This is a genomic window from Lactobacillus rizhaonensis (genome assembly GCF_036246345.1).
Taxonomy (GTDB): Bacteria; Bacillota; Bacilli; order Lactobacillales; family Lactobacillaceae; genus Lactobacillus; species Lactobacillus rizhaonensis.
Genome location: NZ_BTTV01000001.1, coordinates 44709 through 68257 on the forward strand (window position 1 = coordinate 44709; position 23549 = coordinate 68257).

Consider the following 23549-nt stretch of genomic DNA (forward strand, 5'->3'; position numbering starts at 1 on the left):
ATGAAATCGCTTGCAAAATATTAGCATTCCGTGTATACTTTAAAACTGCACTGTTAATTTACAGCGCAGTATTTTAGTTTTTAATGGAGGCGTGAAAATGGAATTTACTGAGCAAGATTTTGAAAATCGTAAAAATTTTGTCAAAGGTATGTTTTCTTTGGGCGGATTAAGTGAATGTGGCAAATCAGCTGCTGGAATCTATTTTGACAGCATTGGTATCAAACGAATGAAGATTATTGCAATAGAAAAAGAAATGATGATAGAACGTAATTATCAGTTCACTGGACATCCATCAGAACAAGATTTTACCAATCTTTATGCCAAAGACACTGAAAAAGTATTTAAAGAATTTTTATATCGTTTAATAGGTAAAATGCGAGAAGAAAATATTCATTATGCATCAATAGAAAGCCTCTACCGTTCGGAATTAGGTGTCTATCTTAAAAAAGAACTGGGTCCTAAAATGATGAACATTTACGTTGAAGCGCCTCTTGAAGTTCGCGCACAAAGAGAATATAAAAAGCAAACAATCGATAACGGCGAAAATTTTACTTTTGATGAAATAGTAGAACGGACCAAAAAGAAGGATCAGTTCAAAATCAAGCATGGAGCGCTAAAAGTAAAGGATATAGCAGATATTATTGTTAACAATGACTCTTTTGTGGAAAATGAAAAACAATACTTAAATATTATGGCAGGTATTGCTTCTATAGTAAAAAAGTAATAACAAAAAGCACTTTGACTTTAATTATTGTCAAAGTGTTTTTTGTTATTTTAAACTAAGGCTGTTTAAGAACTTTTTGGTTTTTGACCACCAAATATGAATAAAAAATGCTGAAGTGAAGGACAATGTCCAAGTCAGTATCCACATGCCAAAAAATGTTAGAAATGGATGATAAACAGCGTGATAACCCAGATTTAGTCCACGCCAAAGCAGTTGATCCCAAAATACATTTGATAAATATGCTCTATAGGCATAGGTTGCTAGAAAGTGAAAAACTTTTAAACATTTCTCTGATTTATGCCTAACATTAAATAGACATAGTGCAGCTATCAAAGCAATTACAGCCAAGCAATAAAATGTCATGGACGGTTTATAATAAGGCGCATTTTTGAAAAGAACAGGATGGCCAAAGCCATGCAATTCAAAATTAGTCCAGAAAAAGCATACAGTAAAACCAATTAAAATCAGCCACCAAAACTTATATAAAAATGTGTTAACGTAATCCCTAAGTTGCCAAGCCAATACACCAAAGACACCGTAAATCAGGAACGAAATGAAAATACGATCCAGCAGGTACCAGCTTTTTTCATGTGGCCCATGAAAAACATAAAAGTCATAAAACCACAGCCAAGCAAAATACAATACAAACGTAATACCAGCAACTGATAAACCTCTCTTTACGTTGTTACCAACATAACGACTAATTCCCCAAAAAAATGGCATTAAAAGTATAAATTGCAACATCATGGTGTTATACCACAGATGAGGAGCAGCGTTACCATTGATAAATTGCCAGCAAAACGTACCGAAATTATTAAAATTTCTTATTTGCTGGAGCCAGGGCATTCCCAACAAGTAGATCAAAGTCCACCAGATTGTAGGAATAAACAAATTTGACCAGTTAGCTCGCAAGTGTTTTTGATATGAAAAATTCCCTGCTATATCGTTAGTACGAATTGTTGTATACAAAATACCAAAGATAAATGCAGGAGCAGTGTACTTAACCAAATTATACATAACGCCAAAAATATCTTGCGTATTATATGGTTGTCTCATTCCCATAATTAAGGACATTATTGGTTGTGACATAACGGCACTGCAAGCGAAAACCTTTAGGTAATCACCAATGTCAGCTATTTGGTATGCCGGATAATGATATTTATCCATTTTATTTAAGACCTTTCTTAGTAGATTTGTGAGATCCCTAAGAAGTTAAATTCAATATATGCGCTTTTTTAAAAAAATGCAAGCTCATTTTTTGTAATTTAATATGATTGTGCTTCTACCAATACATTAGCAATTTCATTACTGAACAATCTTTGCGTGTCAGTTAATGTCTGGTATGGCGTGTTTAAATAAATTATGCGATGAGGAGATTTAGGAACAATTCTGGCAATATCAATTGCATTTGAATTTTTAAAGTATCCTCCCCAAGTTACTGAAGGAATAAAACCTATTCCTAATCCGGCAATGATCATTTCTCTAACAGTTGCCGGTTCATCTGACTGGTATTTAAAATTCAATTTTAAATCATTACTGAGTATAAATTTATTGATAGTTTGCTGTAATTCCGTTTCGTCATTTTCACCTACAAATATAAAATTTTCTAATTCATTGATATTAAAAATATTCTTTTTTCGCATAAAATTTCTCTTCCAGCCAATTACAATTTCTTCTTTTAAAAGTGGAATTGTTGTAAAACCAGCGATTTTATGTGAAGAAATAATAAAATCAAATTGCTTGAGATCCTTGGCAAAAGTTGTCCTTTGATGAATGTTCAAACTGACATTGGGCAGTAATTTTTGCATTTTTAAAGCAATAATAGGAATTAAGGGAGAACCAACTGTAAAAAGTACGTTAATTTCACTAGTTTTATTTGTAGAATTAACTCTAACAGCGTTTATGCCACGATTTAATAAATTAAGGCTGTCAGAAACATATGAGTAAAAAACTTTTCCCTGTTGATTCAATTTAATAGTTCTTCCTTGGCGATCAAACAACCTAACCCCAATTTCTTCTTCAAGTTGTCTAATCGTTTTACTAATTGCCGATTCACTTACAAACGCCCTTTTAGCAGCTTCAGTAACTGATCCTAGGCTAGCGACACTGACAAAATACTTCAGACCTGTTAAATTCATTTTTTACCTTCATTAATAACTTTTTGGTTAACTATTATTCCTATTGTCTATTATAAATGGTTATTAAATGGGATTAAACTAATATTGTGAGATCCAAAGAGGTGATAACGTGAAGTGTTTGTGGTTGTTTCCTGGGCAGGGAGGTCAAAACCCAGGTATGTTAAAGGATATAGACCCAGGTTTGAAAATAAAAGTTGAAAATTGGACGGGAGTGAAGTTAACAGACAGTTTAGAAGGCTACCTAGATTCACAACAGATACAGCTAAGTATATTGCTTTTGCAAGTAAACGAGGTTGATCAACTTAAAAAAATGGGTTGGCAACCGGACCTTGTCGCAGGTCATTCTCTCGGTGTTTTTGGCGCTGCTTATGCCGCAAATGTAATTGCCAAAGAGGATGTTTTTAAATTAGTTAGTTTAAGGGCAAAATTAATGCAGTCTTCTTATCCAGAAGGCTATGGTATGGGAGTAATAGTAGGTTTATCTCGGCAAGAAGTTGCTGCCATGGTTAAGGCCATACATACTTCAGAGAATCCAGTATATTTGTCCAATCAAAATTCGGAATTGCAAAACACATTGTCGGGCAAGCTCTCTGCTATTAAACAGGTACTAGAACTTGCTAATAAAAGTGGTGCGACAAAAGCTAAATTGTTGCGCGTTCCCAACCCATCACATTCGCCTTTAATGGCAAAAGTAGCAAATAAATTGAGTCAGGAAATAAAAAAACTTAACTTGAATGATCCTGACTGCATTTATCTAGCAAATAGTAATGGTCATCCTGTGAAAAAAGCTGAAGAAGTTAAATATGATTTGGCAAACAATTTAATCCATCCAGTTTTTTGGGAAACAATGATCAATGTAGCACTTGAGTATAATCCTCAAATTAGTGTTGAGTTCCCTCCAGGGAACGCCTTTACCAAATTGTTAAAAGTAAAAACAGATCAAATAGCTAATATTGTTTTAAGCGAAATGTCAGTATCAGATGCCGACTTTTTACTTAATAAATGGAAAGGATAATAAAATGAGTGAAAGAAATTGGCATTCTCATCGAGATGCAAAACTTGCTCGGCTAAGTAGTGCAAGTAAACTTCTGGATGGTAAGTTTGCTCAAACAGAAGATGTCGTTAAGGTTCTTGAGACTTTGATTAAGCCTAAAGACAAAGTGGTTTTAGAAGGTGATAACCAGAAACAGGCTTCCTTCTTGTCTGAAGCATTAGCCAAAGTAGATGTAGAAAAAGTTCATGATTTGCATATGATTATGTCCAGTATTTCCAGACCGGAGCATCTCGATATTTTTGATTTAGGTATTGCCACTAAAATGGACTTTTCATATGCTGGACCGCAGAGTACGCGAGTATCACAGATGATTGCCGATGGGACCATGAAAGTAGGTGACATTCATACTTATCTAGAGCTTTTTGGTCGCTTGTTCATTGATTTAATTCCAAATGTTGTTTTAGTAGCAGCGGACAAAGTTGACCATGAAGGTAATTTATACACCGGCTTTAACACTGAAGAAACACCTACGATAGTTGAAGCAGCAGCTTTTCATGATGGAATTGTCATTGTGCAGGCAAATGAGATTGTTGATAAGGTTCCTCGGGTGGATATTCCAGCTGATTGGGTAGATGTAGTAATTCCTGCAGATAAACCTTATCAACTTGAACCCTTATTTACGCGTGACCCCCAGGCAATTAGCGAACTGCAAATTTTGATGGGGATGATGGCAATTCGGGGAATTTATGAAAAACATAGTGTTCAAACTCTTAACCATGGTGTCGGCTTTAATACTTCTGCCATTGAGCTTTTACTGCCAACATATGGCGAGCAGTTAGGTCTTAAGGGTAAAATTTGTCGTAACTGGGAACTGAACCCAACCCCAACTTTAATTCCTGCAATTGAAAGTGGCTGGGTCGATTCAATTCATTCCTTCGGCGGTGAAGTTGGAATGGAAAAATATATTGCTGCTCGTCCTGACGTTTTCTTTGTGGGTAAAGATGGAACTATGCGTTCTAACCGCGCTCTTGGGCAGGTAGCTGGTCAATATGCCTGTGATATGTTTGTTGGCTCAACTTTGCAAATCGATCAGTGGGGCAACTCTTCTACCGTTACTCATGGTCGCCTGTCAGGGTTTGGCGGCGCTCCTAACATGGGTTCAAATCCTACAGGAAGACGCCATTCGACTGCAGCTTGGCAAAGCTTAAAGCCAGTTGATAATCCGTTAGCAAAAGGTCAAAAATTGGTTGTACAAATGGTTGAAACCTTTGGTTCAAATAAAAAACCAGTCTTTGTCGATCATTTGGACGCAGAGGAAGTTAGAAAAGAAGCTAAACTAGCTAATGTGCCAATTATGATTTACACGGAAGACACCACACATATTGTGACTGAAGAAGGGATTGCTTATCTTTATAAAACAGATAGTATGCAAGAGCGTAAAGCTGCTATTGAGGCAATTGCCGGTGTCACTCCTATTGGGCTTCGCTCTGATTCTGCAGAAGTTAAGAAGCTACGTGCCAAAGGAATTGTTGCCTTGCCTGAAGACATAGGAGTTCGCAGACAAGATGCTAAACGCTCATTACTAGCTGCTCAAACGATGGATGATCTGGTCGAATGGTCACACGGTTTATATAATCCACCAGCTAAGTTCAGGTCATGGTCATAATGGAGGTCAATTAAGATGGAGAAACTTAATTTTACTTATCAAAATTCAGAAACCGTAAAAAAATTTGTTCATGTTGGTGTAGTGGCTTCCGGAGACTTGGAAATCTTACTTTATCCGGCCAATAAAACAACGGTAGACATCGTAACTGGTAGTGATGGTTTCAAAGAAGTTTGGCATAATGTTCTTGACCGCTTTTTTACTCGTTATCCTTTAAAGGGTAAATTTGTTATTCATGATTTTGGAGCAACCCCGGGCGTGGTTAATCTTCGCCTCACTCAAGCAATGGAGGCATTAAACGATGAAAAATAGTTTTGTAGAATTGAATGGGCGTCAACGTGCTTTTAGTTTACTTGATGAAAATTTAGGCCGGGAAATTGTTGGCCCTGAATTTAATTTTATTTCACCACATTTGGAACCACAAAACATTGTTCCTGAAAGTGATGATGGCGTGATTGTCGTCAAGGGTAAACTAAATGAAAAGGATGCCGTTATTATTTCAATTGAAGGAAGCTTTCAAGGAGGCGGAATTGGTGAGGTTTCTGGAGCAAAAATTGTAGCAGCTTTAGAAAAAACACTCGAGGATAATAAAAAAGGTGAAAAGGAGTATCCAATTATTATCCTTGATACTGGTGGCGTTCGTTTGCAGGAAGCTAATTACGGTTTGTTGTCAATTTCAGAAATACAAAATGCAGTTATTGCCCTCAAGAAATATGTGCCGGTAATAGGTGTTGTCCCTGGAAGAGTAGGTAGTTTTGGTGGAATGTCTATTACAAGTGCAATTCTTTCATATCTTATTACAACTCCAAAAGCCAGGATTGCGTTGAACGGTCCAGAAGTTATAGAGCAAGAAGCTGGTGTAAGAGAGTTTGACTCAAGTGATAAAAATTTAATATGGGACACTTTAGGTACACGTCAAAGAGTTAAAACAGGCATTGCTGATGAAATTGTTGCAGATGATGTTTCAGCAATTAAAGAGGCAGTTTCAAATGCAATTATAGAAAATAAGGATGCACATAGAACTGAGCAAGCTGATTTTTATCTTTCTTTAATAGATAAAATTGATTTTACTCAACCATTAGATACCAAGGAATATATTAATTTATTTGCGGCAAACAAACCACTTGAGCATGAAGTTCAAGAAGCTCATGCAAGTAAACAGCCAAAAGCAAAATCTCGTGGTCGACTCTGGTTTGAAAAACTAACCGGAATTGAAAATGCCGAATCTAATTACTCGACGGTTCTTCATGCTGCAAAAGATGGGAAAGAATATATTGCTATTGTTCCTGATGAACATAATCGTTTTCCTCGAGTACGAGAAGGTGAAGTTGGTTTACAGGAAGGTTTCTTAGTTGCTAAAGTTGTTAATAAGATTGTTGCAGAAGACAAAGATAAGAAAACAAAGCGTCCACTTGTTTTGGTGGTGGACGTACCGAGTCAGGCATATGGTTATAAAGAGGAATTAATTGGTATTCATATAAGCTTAGCCTCTGCTGCTGCGGCTTATGCAAAAGCCCGTCAGTCTGGTCATCCCGTAATTGCCTTTATTCCTGGTGATGCTGTGTCAGGAGGATTTTTGGCCCACGGATTGCAATCAAATCGCATTATTGCTTTAGCAGACGATTCAATCACAATCCAGGCCATGTCTAAAGCTTCCGCCGCTCGGATTACTGAACGTACAATTGCCGAGCTTGAAGAAGCTACTAAGCACGTTCCAGCAATGGCCTATGATATTCATAATTATGAAAAACTAGGTGCTTTATACAAGTTAGTGCCTGATGTTTCTTCATGGGATGCTAATGCGGAAGCGACTCAAAAAATTAAATCAATTATTGATGAAGCAATTGCAAGCACAAAAAATCAACCAACTGATTTAAGTTTTAGATACAAGACGCCAATTGCTGTTGAAAGTGGACGAAAAGCAACAAACGAAATGCGCCGGATTGTGTTTGATCAATGGAAGAAATAAAACAAGTTTGGCCGCATGACTTGCTAACATTCAATGACAACCATGATTTAATTCCAAAAGTGAATCCTTTACCTGATTGGGCAAAGGATTCTTTGTCTAAAGCCAAAATCGTTGTTGTCAGGCGCGGACTTTCAAGGAATGGCCTTATTCCTGTGGGTCTTAGAGGAAGTCATAGAAGTCAGCGCTTAGCTGGTTTTTTAGCGAAAAAGCGAGTAATAGGTTGTTACAGTCCAGTTGATTTTATTAAAAACAAATCATGGCAAAAATTAGCTCCTGAAAGGCGTAAGCTACCTCAGTTTCAAGCTCTAGAAAAAATATATCCCATATTAATGAAATATACTTGGGGTATTGGTGGTTCCTTGGCTTATGAAATGGCAACAAGCATTGCTACAGTACAAAATAATTCAAAGCATAAAAGTGATTTAGACATAATTTTAATTGCAAAAAGAAAGATTAGCATTAACCAGTCTCGAAAATTATTGACCATGTTAAATCAATATCAAGTTCACGCAGATGTTCAGGTAGTTAAAGGTCAAAATGGGTTTGCGTTAGCAGAATATGCAGCAAATCGTAATCCCAAAGTATTAATCAAAACAAATGCTGGTCCAGTCCTTACGGCTGATCCATGGCATTTTTTAAAGGTAAACTAAATGAGTTATTATCAAACAAAAGACGGTATAAATTTAAATTTTCATCTTTATGGTAAAGGTAAACCTATAGTGTTAATAACTGGCTTTGGTGGTTATCAGGAAATTTGGCTGAAACAAATCTCTTATTTGGTTAGTATGGGTTACCAAGTTTTAACATATGATCATCGTAACATGGGTCAAAGTGAGCGGACGACATGTGGTCATACTCTTCAACAATTAACTACTGATCTAATTGGTTTATTAGATTTTCTTGATATTAGTCGCGCTGCTTTTATTGGTCACTCGATGGGAGGCAGCGTTTTATTTGCTTTAATTGATTCCAAACCAAACTTAATTGATTTAGCTTGTATTGTTGATCAGAGCCCATATATGCTAAATACGAAAAAATGGCATTTTGGCTTTATGAATTTCACTGCCCAAAATTACAAAACTCAATGTCAAAAAGCTCTAAATATTAAGGAAACTTTACATGGACTTGATTCGGATGTAGCCCATAGACTTAACTTAATTAAAGCAAAATTTCCCTTTAATAGACAAAATAATCTGGACCTTTTACAAGAGCATATTCAATATGACTGGCGCGATCTTATAAAATATACTGATCGCAAAATAGTTGTTTTTGCCTCCCACCAAAGTCCATATTACAATGCAAAATTTGCCGAGTGGATGTGTCAAAATAATCTGCACACTAGGTGCGCCATTTTGGATAACTGTGGACATGATATAATGGCAGAAATACCAAACCAGTTCAACCAACTTTTACGCCATTTTTTATTATCGAGTGGCTATTTACCTAGAGGGGGCAATTAAAATGTTTCGACACGAAATAGTCACTACACAAGGAATTTTACCCTTTAAAATTATTATTCATAACAAGTCTGTTATTCAAATTACTAAGCACTGGCATCAATCTCTCGAAATTGATTATACAGTACATGGTGATGGTGACTATTTTGTTTCAGGTCATAAAACTCATTTAAAAGATGGAGATTTCATAATTATAAATTCTGGAGAAGTTCATGGTGTTGAAAACATCGCTCCAGGTGATAAAAGAAGATCGCTCACTCTTTTAATTCCTGCAAAAACAATGAAAAAGATGGTGCCTAATATTGCTAACTGCTACTTTATTTCCCAACATAACAATCCTGCAAAAAATAAAATCATTAAAAAGGAGTTAGCGGCTATTTATTATTTATGGACGAAGAAGGATTATCACTATGCCCAAATTGAAATCCTTGGTCACTTTTATCTATTATTTTCGCATCTTCTGAATGATTTTTTAGTCCAAAAAAACGAAGTTTTGACATTTAATGAAGTTAAAAAACAGGATAAAGTTAAAGAAATTATTAATTATCTTTCTCAAAATTTTACCGAAAATTTGACACTTAGCGAGATAGCAAAACACTTTAATTTTTCTAAAAATTATCTTGATCGTCTTTTTGAAAAAGAAGTTCATACAAGTCTTATGCATTACCTCCAATTGATCAGATTGCAATATGCTTATCAGGAAATTGCAAATACTAATTTACCCATTAATATTATTGCAGATCATTGTGGCTTTGCTAATGTTAAGAGCCTACAAAAGCTATTTAAAAAAATATACGAAGTTTCTCCTAAAAAATATCGTGAACAACTAAAAAGTCAATAATTTGCCTATTTTAAGTTAATTTTTGCAACTTTGTAAAGCACATTTTCCCTATACTTATATGTAGTTAATGCAAACGATTACATAATAAGGAGGAGCTATGAATCTTAAAATTGATAAGAATAAGCCGCTTTTAAAAATAGGTATTTTAGCTATTTCAACTCTATTGACAGCTGCTAGTGCAGTTTCTGGTACTATGCCAATGATGGAAAAGCAGTTTTCAGGTGAAGGATCAGCAAATGTCAAGGCTTTGCTGACTATACCGTCAATCGGAATGGTAATCTTTGTACTTTTGTCATCTATTTTTATTAAATATTTAGGTAAGCGCAAAACCGTTTTGTTGGGGTTATTTTTAGGTTTAATTGGCGGCACTATACCATTTTTTATAAATAATTTTCATGTCATTCAAGTTTCGAGATTTGTTCTCGGAATGGGTAATGGACTCTATTCCACCTCAACTGCGAGTTTAATAGGTGATATCTGGTCAGGAGACGAACAAAGGACACTTCTTGGATACCAATCCGCCATTCAAACTTTTGGCCAAAGCCTGGCAGTTTTTGTTGCTGGACTGTTACTCGGAATAAATTGGCATGCAGCATACTTAGTTTATTTGCTTTTTATCCCGATTATTATCCTTTTCGCCTTGGGATATACACAAAGTACTGAAAATCAAATACAAGCTGAACAAAAAGAAATTCTCAAAAATGCTAAGGCTGAAAAAAAGACCACCAATGTACCAGTTTTGGCTTTAATAGCTATTTTGATGTCTTTTGTTTATTTCAACGCCATTATGCCTCAGCAAACTGATGCACCACTAGTAATTCAACAATTAAATTTGAATCATCAGGAATTTTTTTCAACGTCTTTAGCTTTATCTGGCCTTGTGGGAGCTATTTTTACCGCTTTTTACGGTAAAATTTACAAAGTACTGAAGCACTTTACTCCTGTATTTGCAATGGTTTTAGGTATTATCGGTTATTGGGGCATCATACATTCGCCTAACATGCTGGTCTTTACAATTTCAATGATGATTATTTCGGCTACAAATATCATTTTTCCTTACATTTATGGCGCAGTAATGGAAGAGGTGCCGGCAACTTCGAAAGACTTTTTCCTCTCTCTTGCTAAGGTATTTAATAATGGGGGAGCGTTTCTTTCGCCGTACACAATGGCACTAACAGCATCCATTTTGGGTGTTTCCGGCCCAATTGCAATTATTAAAATAGGAATGTGGTATCTGGTATTCGTGGGAATAGTTTTTATAATACTAGCAGTTTTACGCAACCAATTAGCAAAGAGAAATTAAGGCAGGTATACTAAAATGAATATTAATATAATTTATCAAGAAGAAGTTACAGATAATGGCACTTTTGTGTCTAGTGCCATGCTCAAGTCAGATAGTGATTTAAAGAAACTAGAAAAGGACGTTTCTTTTTCGGTAAATAATAAAGAAATTGTTATTAAAAACGTTGAAGAAAAATCAAATAGCCTAATTTATTACTTTGAAGAAATGCGTGAGTTGTCAGTTTTAAAATTTGATGCTGACAAATTTATTAATAATGTATCGTTGCCTAATATTCTCGTTCAGGTAAAAAATCATTTCCCGCATATTTCAGCAGAATACCACAAAGATCCTTTTTTAAATGATTTTGAGGAAAAAATTATACAAACCGACAAAGTACAGTTAAGCTATTCAATTTATGCTTCTGGTAATAAAATTGTACCAAGACCTTTAGTGCTATTTTTACATGGTTCAGGTGAACGAGGCTTTTATAATGGTATGCCACTTTTAGGAAATGATGTTCCTAAGACCTTGTATACATATGCTAAGGAAAAAGAAAATGCTGTAATTTTGGTTCCCCAAGCTACCTGGGCACCGACATTAAATGGTTGGTTTAGAAGGGAATTTCGCGCAGCTCTGTTTCAACTATTGAAACAGGTAATAAAAGAATATCATATTGATTCAAAACGAATTTATCTAACAGGGCTTTCAAATGGTGCTTCTACTACCTGGTTTTTGGGAGCTAATTATCCTGATTTGTTTGCAGCACTCGTTCCATGTTCAGGCTATGTCTATGAAGATGGTAAAAAAGGTTATGGAGAACAAGGAAAGGGCAGATATATGTTGGCTACGAGTAAAGAGGGACAGTCCTTAGCGCAACTACCGATCTGGGCTTTTCATGCTGAAGATGATCCGGTAGTAGGGGTTTTAGGCACTAAAAAAGCTGAGGAAGCAATTAAAAACGCTGGCGGAAAGAAACTCAGGGTGACAATTTTTCCTAAAGGGAAAGTAAGACCAAATCCACATGCTAGCTGGTCTTACGCATATAATAATCCTAAACTTTTGCCGTGGCTTTTTAAGCAGCATAAATAAAAGCTGTTCTAAGTTTGTAAATTTTGCTATAATGAACAACTTGTTGAAATAAAATTTAAACAAAAGAAATAAATTATATTTCAATTGAAAACTGTTTTGGTGTAAAATTTTTAGTGCTGGATTTAAAGCCAAACGTTTTATTGATTTTGTCATTATATGGAAGAGATTTATGAAAAATTATTTGAGCATTGATATTGGCGGAACTGAAATTAAATTTGCTAAATTAGATTCTGCAGGAAATATAATTGAAAAAGATAAAATTGCTACTGATCAAGATAAAGCAAATCTTTTAGAAAGTATTGATGAAATTGTCAATCGCTATATTTCAGATATCAAGGGCATCGGCTTTTGTGCTCCTGGTAAAATTGAAAATACTAAAATAAGATTTGGCGGTGCCTTACCCTTTTTAGATGGCATTGACTTTGCCGAAATATATGGAAGAAAATTTCACATATCGGTTGCTGTTATTAATGACGGTAAAGCCAGTGTTCTAGCGGAAAACTGGTTGGGGAGTCTAAAAGGCGAACAAAATTGTGCCGCTATAACTTTGGGAACAGGAGTTGGCGGTGGCATAATTATTGATGGTCACTTATTAAGAGGAACGCATTATCAGGCTGGCGAATTAAGTTTTATGATTAATGATTTATCTCATCCAGATAATATGCAGGGCTCTTTGGGTAATATTGGCTCTGCTGTCAATTTCATTAAAAAGGTAAACCACAAACTTAATTATCCTAAAGAAAATGATGGTCTTCATGCTTTTGCGGCAATTAAAGAGAAATCTCCTGATGCGTTAAATATATTTGAGCACTACTGCCTTATTATAGCTGGCTTAATTCTCAATATCCAAACCGTAGTAGATGTTGATAAAATTGCTATTGGTGGTGGTATCAGTGCCCAACCAATTTTAATAAGTGGTATTAATAAAGAATATGACAAATTGGTACAGGAAAAGAACCCTATCATAGGAAATACTTTAACTAAGCCTGCCATTGTTTCTGCCCATTTTAGGAACGACTCAAATTTATATGGGTCACTTTACAATTTACTGCTGCAAATTAATAGAGAAAATAAATATTAATTAGATTTTGAAAATCTCGAAGTAGATAACTTTGAGATTTTTTGCTTTCTCCTGTTACTTTTTTGCCAAAGAATTTTTTTAAGAAATCCCTCTCTTTTATTTCCGAGTCCACATTTGCGCTTTTTATATGGTAGAATAACTAAAGTTAATAGAGGAGGCTGTCATGACTAAAGTTAAGTATAAGCGTATAGTTTTAAAAATTTCTGGTGAAGCACTTGCTGGTGATGAAGGAACTGGAATTAATCCCACAGTCATTAGTCATTTAGCAAAAGAAATCAAATCAGTTCATGATCTCGGTGTTGATATTGGTATTGTGGTTGGTGGCGGTAACATGTGGCGTGGTGAAACTGGTGCAAAACTAGGAATGGAGCGTTCACAAGCTGATTATATGGGTATGCTTGCTACAATAATGAATGGTTTAGCTCTTCAAGATGGCTTGGAACATGTAGGTGTACCTACTAGACTACAAACATCTATTGAAATGAGGCAAATAGCAGAACCATATATTAGAAGAAAAGCAATTCGTCATTTAGAAAAAGGGCGAGTAGTAATTATGGGTGGTGGTACTGGTAATCCTTACTTTTCGACTGATACCACTGCTGCATTAAGAGCTGCTGAAATAGGCGCAGATGTTATTCTGATGGCTAAAAACGGAGTTGACGGAGTTTACTCTGCTGATCCGAAAGTTGATCCCAATGCTAAAAAATATACTGCACTTTCTCAGTTAGATCTTATTTCCAAAAACTTAAAAGTCATGGACAGAACGGCAAGTTCACTTTCAATGGACACGAACATTCCTCTAATTGTATTCAACGTTAATACTGAAGGTAATATTAAAAAAGTTGTTTTAGGCGAAAATATTGGAACAGTAATCGGAGGAGAAAATAATGAATAATGATGCAATTAAAAAAGCACAAGATAATATGAATAAATCTATTACCGTTTTTGAAAAAAACTTGGGCTCTATTCGTGCAGGTGTTGCTAATGCAGCTTTACTTGAAGGTGTAAAAGTTGATTATTATGGTGCCCCGACACCATTAACGCAAATGTCTAGTGTCACTATTCCTGAGCCGCGGGTATTATTAATCACTCCCTATGACAAAAGCAGTCTTGATAATATTGAACATGCTCTTTTGGCTTCAAACCTGGGCTTAACACCTGCAAACGATGGTAAGGTGATTCGTTTAGTGATCCCGCAACTTACTGGTGAAAGACGACAAGAAATTGCCAAAGAAGTCAACAAGATGGCTGAAGAGAGTAAGATTGCCATTAGGAATGTTCGTCGTGATGCTATGAACAGTCTAAAAAAACAACAGAAAGACGATGAAATCACGGAGGACGAACAACGCAATTTGGAAAAGAAAGTGCAGAAAGTTACAGACGATGCTACTAAAAAAATCGACAAAATTGCGGAAGAAAAGCGTAAAGAAATTACACAAGGCTAATTAAATGGCAAGTAAAAAAAATCAATTAAACCATTTAGCTATTATAATGGATGGTAATGGTCGTTGGGCAACCAAGCAAGGTAAACCGCGAATTGCAGGCCATTACGAAGGCATGAATAATGTCGAAAGAATTACTTTGGCAGCCGACCAGCTTGGCATAAAAGTCTTATCGCTATATGCATTTTCTACAGAAAATTGGGCCAGACCTAAGGAGGAAGTAGCATATTTGATGAACTTGCCAGTCCGTTTTTTTGATAAATTTATGCCTACCCTGATGAAGGAAAATGTCAAAGTGAATATTATGGGCTACTTGGATGAGCTGCCGCCTAAGACTTATGATGTTGTCCAAAGAGCAATGGCGGAAACTGCCACAAATAGCGGCTTAATTTTGAACTTTGCTTTTAATTATGGCTCTAGAAGAGAGATTACGACTGCAGTAAAAGAACTTGCTACGCTCGTTGAAACAAATGCGATAACCAGCGAAGAAATTGATGAGGAAATGATTTCCCACAGATTGATGACTGCGAGTTTTGGCGAATATAGCGATCCTGATTTATTAATTAGAACATCTGGTGAACAAAGGATTTCTAATTTTATGCTTTGGCAGTTAGCTTATTCAGAACTTGCTTTTAGTGAAAAAAATTGGCCAGATTTTACTAAAACTGATTTAGAAAAATTTGTTAAAGATTTTCAGAATCGTCATCGTCGTTTCGGCAAACTTGATGAATCGGATAGTTAGGTATTTATATGAAACAACGTATAATCACAGCAGTAATTGCTTTAATTTTATTTATTCCTATTGTAATTATGGGTGGGCTCTGGATGGAGTGGCTCACCGTCATCTTTGCAGCCGTAGGTATTAGCGAATTCTTTTTAATGAAAAAGCAAATTCTGGTTTCAGTCAATTTTTTATTGGCGTTACTAGCTACTATCACTTGGGCTGTACCAGATAATTTTATCCAGTCAATGCCATTTCACTGGACGAAATATGGTATTTATTTTGCCCTTATCATGCTAATGCTTACTTGGACTGTTTTAACTAAAAATAAAACCACCTTTGACGATGTAGCCGTTTACACTTTAGGCTCATTATATGTGGGCACCGGCTTTCATTATATGGCAAGTGTCAGAAATGCAAACAACGGTCTTGCACTCCTTTGCTACGTTTTTGTAGTTGTATGGCTAACTGATACAGGTGCATATATGATTGGTCGAAAAATCGGTAAACATAAGTTATGGCCTGTGATAAGCCCTAATAAAACTTGGGAAGGATCAATTGGGGGTACACTTTGTGCAGTTGTTTGTGCCGCAATTTATGTTTATTTTGTCAACTTAAACCATTCACAAGTTGAAATGATTATTTTTGCATTTGTGCTATCAATTGTTGGCCAAATGGGCGACCTCGTTGAATCAGCTTATAAGAGATACTATGGGGTTAAGGATTCGGGCAAAATATTACCTGGCCATGGTGGAATTTTAGATCGTTTTGACAGTATGCTCTTTGTTTTGCCTGTATTTGCTGCTTTAATGGGAATCATACACTAGGAGAATTCTTGTGAAAGGTATACTAATCTTTTTAGTTGTATTTGGAATATTGGTTTTTGTCCATGAATTTGGGCATTTTATTGTTGCTAAAAAATGCGGCATTTTAGTGCGTGAATTTTCGATTGGGATGGGACCAAAGCTTTTCCAAGTTCGACGCAATCCTACAACTTATACCATTAGATGGCTGCCTTTAGGTGGTTATGTTCGTTTGGCAAGTAAAGATGATGAAACTACGTTAGCTTCTGGTATGAGAGTAGTTTTGCAACTCAATCAGAAAAATGAAGTAGCCCGGATTGATGCCTCTGAGTCGGATGTCCCGATTGAAGGAATTCCAGTGCAGATCACTAAGTTTGACCTAGTTGATAAACTCTTTATTTCTGGATATGAAAACGGAGAGGAAGAAAAACTGGTAACATATCATGTTAATCATGATGCCACTATCATTGATCAATCAAATACTGAACTGATCATTGCTCCTCGAGACACGCAGTTTCAAGAAGCAAATGTCTGGCAAAAATTAGCTACCAATATTGCTGGCCCTTTGATGAATATTATTTTGGGTTTTGTTGTTTTTTTGATTTGGACTTTTACCGTTCCAGGACCAGCTACTACGGAAGTGGCAAAAGTAGCACCAAATTCCCCGGCTGCTAGTGCAAAACTTGAGCCTGGTTCAAAAATAACGGCTATTAATGGTCATAAAATAACCTCTTTTGAACAAATATCTGAAGAAATTTATCAAAGCAAAGGCCAAAAGATTAATATTGCGGTAGATAAAGAAAATCACCAAAAAGTGATAAGTGTTCAACCAAAAGTCGTTAAGGTGCAGGGGCAAAATGTTTATCAAATTGGAATTAGAGCAAAAAGCGATGATAGTTTTAATGCTAAGTTTAAGCGTGGCTGGGATACAGCCGTTTCAACTACGGGAATGATTTTTAATGCAGTTGGTGGCTTATTCCGTCATTTCAGCTTAAATAAACTTTCCGGTCCTGTTGGAATTTATTCTCAGACATCACAGGTTTCTAAAATGGGCTTCACATATATTTTGGCTTTTTTGGCAATGATTTCTATTAACTTAGGTATTGTCAATTTAATACCAATTCCTGGCTTAGATGGTGGTAAATTTTTACTAAATATTGTTGAAATAATTCGTGGTAAACCAATATCAGAAAATCATGAAGCTATAGTGGAATTAATCGGTTTCGGTTTATTGTTAGTTTTGATTATTGCCGTAACGGGCAATGATATCTACCGTTATTTTATTAAATAAAAACAATTTGGGAGAGAGAATTAATGCGTCAATCTAAATTATTTATGCCGACTTTAAAAGAAGCACCGGCTGATGCTGTTGCTGAAAGTCATAAATTGATGTTGCGAGGTGGATATGTTCGCCAAGTAACAGCAGGAGTTTATGCATATTTGCCCTTAGGATATCGCGTCTTAAGCAAAGCCGAAAAAATAATGCGCGAAGAAATGGCAAAAATTAATGTGCCGGAAATGGCAATGCCAGATCTTTTACCTGCGACATTATGGGAAGAATCGGGTAGATGGCAAAAATATGGTCCTGAAATGTTTAAACTGAAGGACAGACACGGTCGCCAAAGCTTGCTGGGTCCGACTCATGAAGAAACCTTTACAGATATTGTCGCTAAAGATTTAAAGAGCTATAAACAAATGCCGATCGCTCTTTTCCAAATTCAATCAAAGTTTAGGGACGAAAACAGACCTCGTTTTGGCTTATTAAGGTCTCGTGAATTTATAATGCTTGATGCCTATAGCTTTGCTGCCACTAAAGAGCAACTTGATCAGCAGTTTGAAGATGAAAAGAAAGCTTTTACGGCCGCTTATCATCGGTGTGGTTTAAAGGTTACACCGGTAATTGCTGATTCTGGTACTATGGGTGGTAAAAATTCGACAGAATTCCAAGCTCCTGCAGCAATTGGTGAAGATACTATTGCCACAAATGAAACTGGAACATATTCAGCTAACTTAGAAATGGCTTCAAGTGTCGATACTTTCAAGCAAGAAGAAGAACAATTAAAGCAAGTTGAAGAAGTTGCAACTCCAGGTAAAGAAAGTATTTCTGATCTTGTTCAGTTCCTGCAAGTACCAGCTACACGAATAGTTAAAAGTATTCTTTACATCGCTAATGAAAAAGAAAATGTGTTAGTTTTAATTCGTGGCGATAAACAGATCAACGAAGTAAAATTAAAGCATCTGTTAGATGTAGATTCACTTAGAGTAGCTACTGATGATGAACTAGAGCAGATTACTGGTGTTACCAAGGGTAGCGTCGGACCAATTGATGCTGGCTGGGCAGATCAAGTTGTTGCAGATAACACGGTAAAGGACCTGTATAATGTCATTGTTGGTGCTAATAAAACTGGTTTTCAATTTAAAAATGTGAATTTGAAGCGTGATATTAAACCTGATAAATTTGGAGATATCAGAGTAGCCAATGAAGGTGAACCAGATCCGGTCGATCATTTACCTTTAAAATTCACTACTTCTATTGAAGTTGGTCATATTTTTAAACTGGGAACATATTATACCAAGACTATGGGTGCAAACTTTTTAGATCAGAATGGTAAAGCCCAGCCTGTAATAATGGGTTCATACGGCATTGGTGTTACCAGAGTATTATCTGCAGTCATTGAACAGCATTTAACTAAAAATGGTGTAGCCTGGCCAAAAGAGATTGCACCTTTTAGTCTTCATATCGTTCAAATGAAAATGAAAGATAATGATCAATCTGCTCTGGCTCAAAAACTTGAAGAAAAATATAGTGCTAAGTATGATGTATTATATGATGATCGTAATGAACGTGCTGGCGTGAAGTTTGCGGATGCTGACTTATTAGGCGCTCCAGTTAGAATAACAGTCGGTAAAAAAGCAGCTGAAGGTGTAGTTGAAGTCAAAAGACCTGCCGACGAAAAAGCTACTGAAATGACACTGTCTGAATTAGATGATTTTGTTAATAAAGAGTTAGGATAATTTTCGTGACTGATAAAAATAAATTATTTTTAAGGTTATTGCAGCAAATCAAGTTTCCGCAAGAATTTGCAGATAATAAGTTGTTGCAAAAAGGCGAAATTGAGAACGTGGATGTTTACGCTAGAGAACACAGGTGGGATATCCACGTTCTTTTTACTACACCGTTAAAATTTGAAACTTTTGATGCACTAAATAAGGCAATAACCGCTAATTTTTCTTCTTTTGTAAATACTCGTTTATATATTCGTTCCCAGGATGGAGCGGATGACTACTTAACCGATTATTGGCACTATGCTGTCCAGAATTCTCAGGCTTTACAGCCGGTAGCTCGAGAATTTATTTCCAGCCATAAACCTAAAAAGGAAGATGGACGCTGGATTATTCCCGTAGATAATTTGGTTGTTGATGGGTTGCTTGAACAAAAGATGCTTGATGAGCTAGCTGAAGAAATGAGAAATTATGGTTTCTTTAATTTGAAGTTTGTGACTGAAATCGATGATGAAAATTCTCTCAATAATTTAGCCAGTCTTCAAGAATTGCAGGAACAGCATGAGCAAAATATGCAGGAAGAATATGATGCTGCTCCAACACAAGAAAAAGTCAAAACTTCAAGTTATCCTACTAAAAAAAGTCGTTATGGCAACCGTAAGCTCGATGAGAATCTGCCTATAACACAAATAAAAGATGTTATCGATGGCAGTAGAAATGTTGTAATTGAAGGAAATATTTTTAATATTTCTAGTAGGGAGCTAAAAACAGGTTCAATTATATTTACTGGTGAAATAACAGACTATACTGATTCCATCTCATTTAAAAAATTTGTTTCTGATAAAGATCAAATTCAAGGTATGAAAGACATAAAGCCTGGAACGTGGGCAAAAATGCAGGGATCAGCTTCTCAGGACCAATGGAGTCATGACACAGTTTTTAACATTTCTGCTTTGGAAATTATTGAGCATGTTGGGCGAACGGAAAAGTATCAAGGTGATGAAAAAAGAGTAGAATTGCATCTGCACACAAATATGAGTCAGCTTGATGCAACTAATACGGCAACAGACTTTGTCAAAACAGCCAAAAAGTTCGGCCAAAAAGCAATCGCTATTACAGATCATGCCGATGTTCAAGCCTTTCCAGAAGCATATAATGCTGGTAAAAAGAATGGCGTCAAAATTATTTATGGTCTTGAAGCTAATATGATTGATGATCATGCTCTACTTGTTCTTAATCCTGCATCAATGACTTATAAAGATCGTGAATTTGTCATTTTTGACGTTGAAACAACTGGTCTTTCTTCTGTTTATGATACAATCATTGAAATTGGCGCTGTTAAGATGAAAAATGGTGAAGTTCTTGAAAGATTTGACAAATTTATCAATCCCCACCATCCGCTAAGCGAACAGACAATCAACTTAACTTCAATTACCGATGAAATGGTTGGGGCTGCTGATGACGAAGCTATAGTAATTAAGCAATTTCAAGATTTTTATGGCGATCGACCACTTTGCGGCCATAATGTGCAATTTGACGTTGGATTTGTCAATGCTGCACTGAGACGGGCAGACCTCAGTGAAATAACTCAACCGGTAGTGGATACACTTGAAGTATCGCGCTTGCTCCACCCAGAACAATCAAGACATACGCTTGATTCATTGGCTAAAAAATATAATGTAGTCTTAGAGCATCATCATAGAGCCAATCAGGATGCTGAGGCTACAGGCTATTTAATGTTCAAGCTTTTGGAAGCTTTTACCAAAAAGTATCATGAAGATGATTTGGGTAAGATGAACGAATATGCTGCTCAAGGTCAAGTGTTTAAGAGAGCACGACCGCAACATATGACTATCTTAGCTAAAAATCAGACTGGTCTTAAAAACATGTATAGGTTGGTTTCAATCGCAAGTACGAAAGATTTTTATCGGATACCAAGAACACCAAAGTCTGATTTGGTAAAAAATCATGAAGGCCTGCTATTCGGTTCAGGTTGTTCTGACGGCGATGTTTTTGTCGCAATGATGCAGAAGGGCTACGATGAGGCTCGTAAAAAAGCCCGCTTTTATGATTATCTTGAAATTCAACCTCCTGCAAATTATTCCATTATGATTGAAGATCATTTGATCGCCGACGAAGCAGAACTTGAAGAAATTCTGACTAATATTTATAAATTGGGTAAGGAATTAAATAAACCGGTAGTAGCTACTGGAGACGCGCATTACATTGAAGAACACGATGCTATCTACCGTACAATTTTAATTTCGGCACAACGCAGCAATCCTGATAGAAACAAAAAGCAGCCTGATATGCACTTTTACACTACTCAGGAAATGCTGAACGCGTTTAACTTTTTAGGTGAAGATGTTGCAAAGGAAATAGTAATTACCAATCCTAATAAAATAGCTGAATCAATTGACGAAATTTCACCTATTAAAGATGGACTTTATCCCCCTCACATTGATAATGCAGACGAAGAAATGAAACGGTTGACATATGACAAGGCTCATGAGCTATATGGGGACCCGTTACCTAAGATAGTTCAAGACAGACTTGACATGGAACTCAACTCGATCATTTCAAATGGTTATGCAGTTATTTACTTGATTTCACAAAGATTGGTGGCTAAATCTAATAAAGACGGTTATTTGGTTGGCTCACGGGGTTCTGTTGGTTCCAGTCTTGTTGCTACAATGTCTGGAATCACTGAAGTCAATCCTCTGGCACCACACTATCGTTGCCCGAAATGTAAATACTCGCAATTCTTTGAAAATGGTGAATATGGTTCAGGTTATGACTTGCCTGATAAAAAGTGTCCCAAATGTGGCGCAGACCTAGTTAAAGACGGGCAGGATATTCCATTTGCAACATTTTTAGGTTTCCATGGTGACAAAGTTCCAGATATCGATTTGAATTTCTCTGGTGACTATCAACCAGTGGCTCATAACTTTATTCGTGTAATGTTTGGACCTGATAATTCGTACCGCGCTGGTACAATTGCCACAGTGGCAGATAAAACAGCCTATGGGTATGCTAAGCATTATGATGAAGAAAAAGAATTAAATTTGCGCGGAGCAGAACTAGATCGTCTTGCGGCTGGAGTCAGCGGTGTTAAGCGAACTACTGGTCAGCACCCGGCAGGAATAGTTGTGGTTCCAGATGATATGGATATTTATGACTTTACTCCGGTACAATATCCAGCTGATGATGTTAATGCTGCCTGGTTAACGACTCATTTTGACTTTCATTCAATTCATGATAATATCTTAAAATTTGATATTTTAGGACATGATGATCCAACGATGATTAGGATGTTGCAGGATCTTTCAGGCGTTGATCCCCTAACAATTCCACCTGATGATCCTGGAGTGATGTCATTATTTTCAAGCCCTAAAATATTAGGTGTGACTCCTGAACAAATTCAATCAGAAACAGGTACCTTAGGGGTACCGGAATTTGGTACTAAATTTGTTAGAGGGATGCTTGAAGAGACCAAGCCAACTACTTTTTCTGAACTGTTGCAAATTTCAGGTTTATCACATGGTACTGATGTCTGGCTAGGAAATGCCGAGGAACTGGTTAATAATGGCACTTGCAAGTTAAAAGATGTCATTGGTTGTCGTGACAATATCATGATGGACTTAATCCACTGGGGTGTTAAACCTGAAGTAGCCTTTTCAACAATGGAATCTGTACGTCATGGCCGCGGAATTAGTGATGAAGATATGGCTGTTTTAAAGAAAAATGATAAGATACCTGACTGGTATATTCCGTCTTGTCTCAAAATTAAATATATGTTTCCTAAAGCCCATGCTACAGCCTATATCCTTATGGCTCTTAGAATTGCCTGGTTCAAAGTTTATTATCCTGAAATTTACTATACAGCTTATTTTTCGGTCCGTGCCGACTTATTTGATTTGGTAGCTATGAGCCATGGTAAGAATACGGTCAAAAAGGCAATGGCCGATATTCAGAATCAGGGAAACGATGCATCGGCAAAGGATAAGAGTTTATTAACAGTTCTTGAAATTGCTAATGAATGTTTAGAACGTGGAATTAAAATTAAAATGGTCGATATCAATGAGTCAAAAGCGACCAATTTTAAAATAATAGATAAGCATACTATTTTAGCACCGTTTAATGCCGTCCCGGGACTAGGCAATAATGCCGCTAAGCAAATAGTGGCTGCCAGAACTGAGCAGAAGTTCTTGTCAAAAGAAGATTTGGCTAATCGGGGCAAAGTATCTCAGACAATCATGGATTATTTGGAGGATAACGAAGTCCTAGCTGGTATGCCAGAACAAAATCAACTTTCACTCTTTTAAAATTTTGCAGTATTAAT

20 protein-coding genes are annotated in these 23549 nt (G+C 36.3%); 18 read left to right on the plus strand and 2 right to left on the minus strand.

What is annotated here, in order from left to right:
- Window positions 1-97 precede the first annotated feature (97 nt).
- Complete coding sequence (locus AAA915_RS00220) at window positions 98-724, plus strand: nucleoside/nucleotide kinase family protein (protein WP_338198806.1); 627 nt, start codon at window positions 98-100, stop codon at window positions 722-724.
- Window positions 725-769: 45 nt separating this feature from the next.
- On the opposite strand, the gene AAA915_RS00225 is transcribed toward AAA915_RS00220, so the two are convergent.
- Both AAA915_RS00225 and AAA915_RS00230 read right to left on the minus strand, forming a co-directional pair.
- Window positions 770-1891: an acyltransferase family protein gene (locus AAA915_RS00225; RefSeq protein ID WP_338198808.1), complete on the minus strand. Its 1122-nt coding sequence runs from the start codon at window positions 1889-1891 to the stop codon at window positions 770-772.
- A 98-nt stretch (window positions 1892-1989) separates the two neighbouring features.
- The gene (locus AAA915_RS00230; protein ID WP_338198810.1) at window positions 1990-2862 is read right to left on the minus strand and encodes a LysR family transcriptional regulator; all 873 of its coding nucleotides are present in this window, start codon (window positions 2860-2862) and stop codon (window positions 1990-1992) included.
- 109 nt (window positions 2863-2971) lie between these two features.
- Between AAA915_RS00230 and AAA915_RS00235 the strand changes: the two genes are divergently transcribed.
- The 17 genes from AAA915_RS00235 (at window position 2972) to AAA915_RS00315 (ending at window position 23532) form a co-directional block, all read left to right on the plus strand.
- Window positions 2972-3877, plus strand: coding sequence for an ACP S-malonyltransferase (locus AAA915_RS00235; RefSeq protein ID WP_338198812.1), 906 nt, complete (start codon window positions 2972-2974; stop codon window positions 3875-3877).
- 4 nt (window positions 3878-3881) lie between these two features.
- Window positions 3882-5522, plus strand: coding sequence for a malonate decarboxylase subunit alpha (gene mdcA / locus AAA915_RS00240; RefSeq protein WP_338198814.1), 1641 nt, complete (start codon window positions 3882-3884; stop codon window positions 5520-5522).
- Between the two features lie 15 nt (window positions 5523-5537).
- Window positions 5538-5831, plus strand: a complete 294-nt coding sequence (gene mdcC, locus AAA915_RS00245) for a malonate decarboxylase acyl carrier protein (protein WP_338198816.1) — start codon at window positions 5538-5540, stop codon at window positions 5829-5831.
- Entirely contained in the window at window positions 5821-7488 is a 1668-nt protein-coding gene (gene mdcD / locus AAA915_RS00250; RefSeq protein WP_338198818.1) for a biotin-independent malonate decarboxylase subunit beta, read from the plus strand. Before mdcC ends, mdcD begins: the two co-directional genes overlap by 11 nt.
- Window positions 7476-8138 carry a malonate decarboxylase holo-ACP synthase gene (locus AAA915_RS00255; protein ID WP_338198820.1) on the plus strand — a complete coding sequence of 221 codons (663 nt, stop codon included), beginning with the start codon at window positions 7476-7478 and terminating at the stop codon, window positions 8136-8138. The genes mdcD and AAA915_RS00255 overlap by 13 nt, the downstream gene beginning before the upstream one ends.
- Window positions 8139-8948: an alpha/beta fold hydrolase gene (locus tag AAA915_RS00260; RefSeq protein WP_338198822.1), complete on the plus strand. Its 810-nt coding sequence runs from the start codon at window positions 8139-8141 to the stop codon at window positions 8946-8948.
- Between the two features lies 1 nt (window position 8949).
- Window positions 8950-9786, plus strand: coding sequence for a helix-turn-helix domain-containing protein (locus AAA915_RS00265; RefSeq protein WP_338198824.1), 837 nt, complete (start codon window positions 8950-8952; stop codon window positions 9784-9786).
- 97 nt (window positions 9787-9883) lie between these two features.
- Window positions 9884-11089: an MFS transporter gene (locus AAA915_RS00270; protein WP_338198826.1), complete on the plus strand. Its 1206-nt coding sequence runs from the start codon at window positions 9884-9886 to the stop codon at window positions 11087-11089.
- Between the two features lie 15 nt (window positions 11090-11104).
- Window positions 11105-12157, plus strand: a complete 1053-nt coding sequence (locus AAA915_RS00275; protein ID WP_338198828.1) for a carboxylesterase family protein — start codon at window positions 11105-11107, stop codon at window positions 12155-12157.
- Window positions 12158-12326: 169 nt separating this feature from the next.
- A complete protein-coding gene (locus tag AAA915_RS00280) occupies window positions 12327-13238 on the plus strand; it encodes an ROK family protein (RefSeq protein ID WP_338198830.1) in 912 nt (303 codons plus the stop codon).
- Window positions 13239-13401: 163 nt separating this feature from the next.
- On the plus strand, window positions 13402-14133 hold the full coding sequence (pyrH, locus tag AAA915_RS00285; RefSeq protein ID WP_294604177.1) for a UMP kinase: 732 nt from the start codon (window positions 13402-13404) through the stop codon (window positions 14131-14133).
- Window positions 14126-14683 carry a ribosome recycling factor gene (gene frr / locus AAA915_RS00290; RefSeq protein ID WP_338198834.1) on the plus strand — a complete coding sequence of 186 codons (558 nt, stop codon included), beginning with the start codon at window positions 14126-14128 and terminating at the stop codon, window positions 14681-14683. Before pyrH ends, frr begins: the two co-directional genes overlap by 8 nt.
- Before the next feature lie 4 nt (window positions 14684-14687).
- Window positions 14688-15422 carry an isoprenyl transferase gene (locus AAA915_RS00295; protein ID WP_294604179.1) on the plus strand — a complete coding sequence of 245 codons (735 nt, stop codon included), beginning with the start codon at window positions 14688-14690 and terminating at the stop codon, window positions 15420-15422.
- 8 nt (window positions 15423-15430) lie between these two features.
- Entirely contained in the window at window positions 15431-16228 is a 798-nt protein-coding gene (locus AAA915_RS00300; protein WP_338198838.1) for a phosphatidate cytidylyltransferase, read from the plus strand.
- 10 nt (window positions 16229-16238) lie between these two features.
- Window positions 16239-17495: an RIP metalloprotease RseP gene (gene rseP, locus AAA915_RS00305; RefSeq protein ID WP_338198839.1), complete on the plus strand. Its 1257-nt coding sequence runs from the start codon at window positions 16239-16241 to the stop codon at window positions 17493-17495.
- A 23-nt stretch (window positions 17496-17518) separates the two neighbouring features.
- On the plus strand, window positions 17519-19219 hold the full coding sequence (locus tag AAA915_RS00310; protein WP_338198841.1) for a proline--tRNA ligase: 1701 nt from the start codon (window positions 17519-17521) through the stop codon (window positions 19217-19219).
- Window positions 19220-19224: 5 nt separating this feature from the next.
- Window positions 19225-23532 (plus strand): PolC-type DNA polymerase III, encoded by a 4308-nt coding sequence (locus tag AAA915_RS00315; RefSeq protein ID WP_338198843.1) that lies wholly within the window; start codon window positions 19225-19227, stop codon window positions 23530-23532.
- Window positions 23533-23549 lie beyond the last annotated feature (17 nt).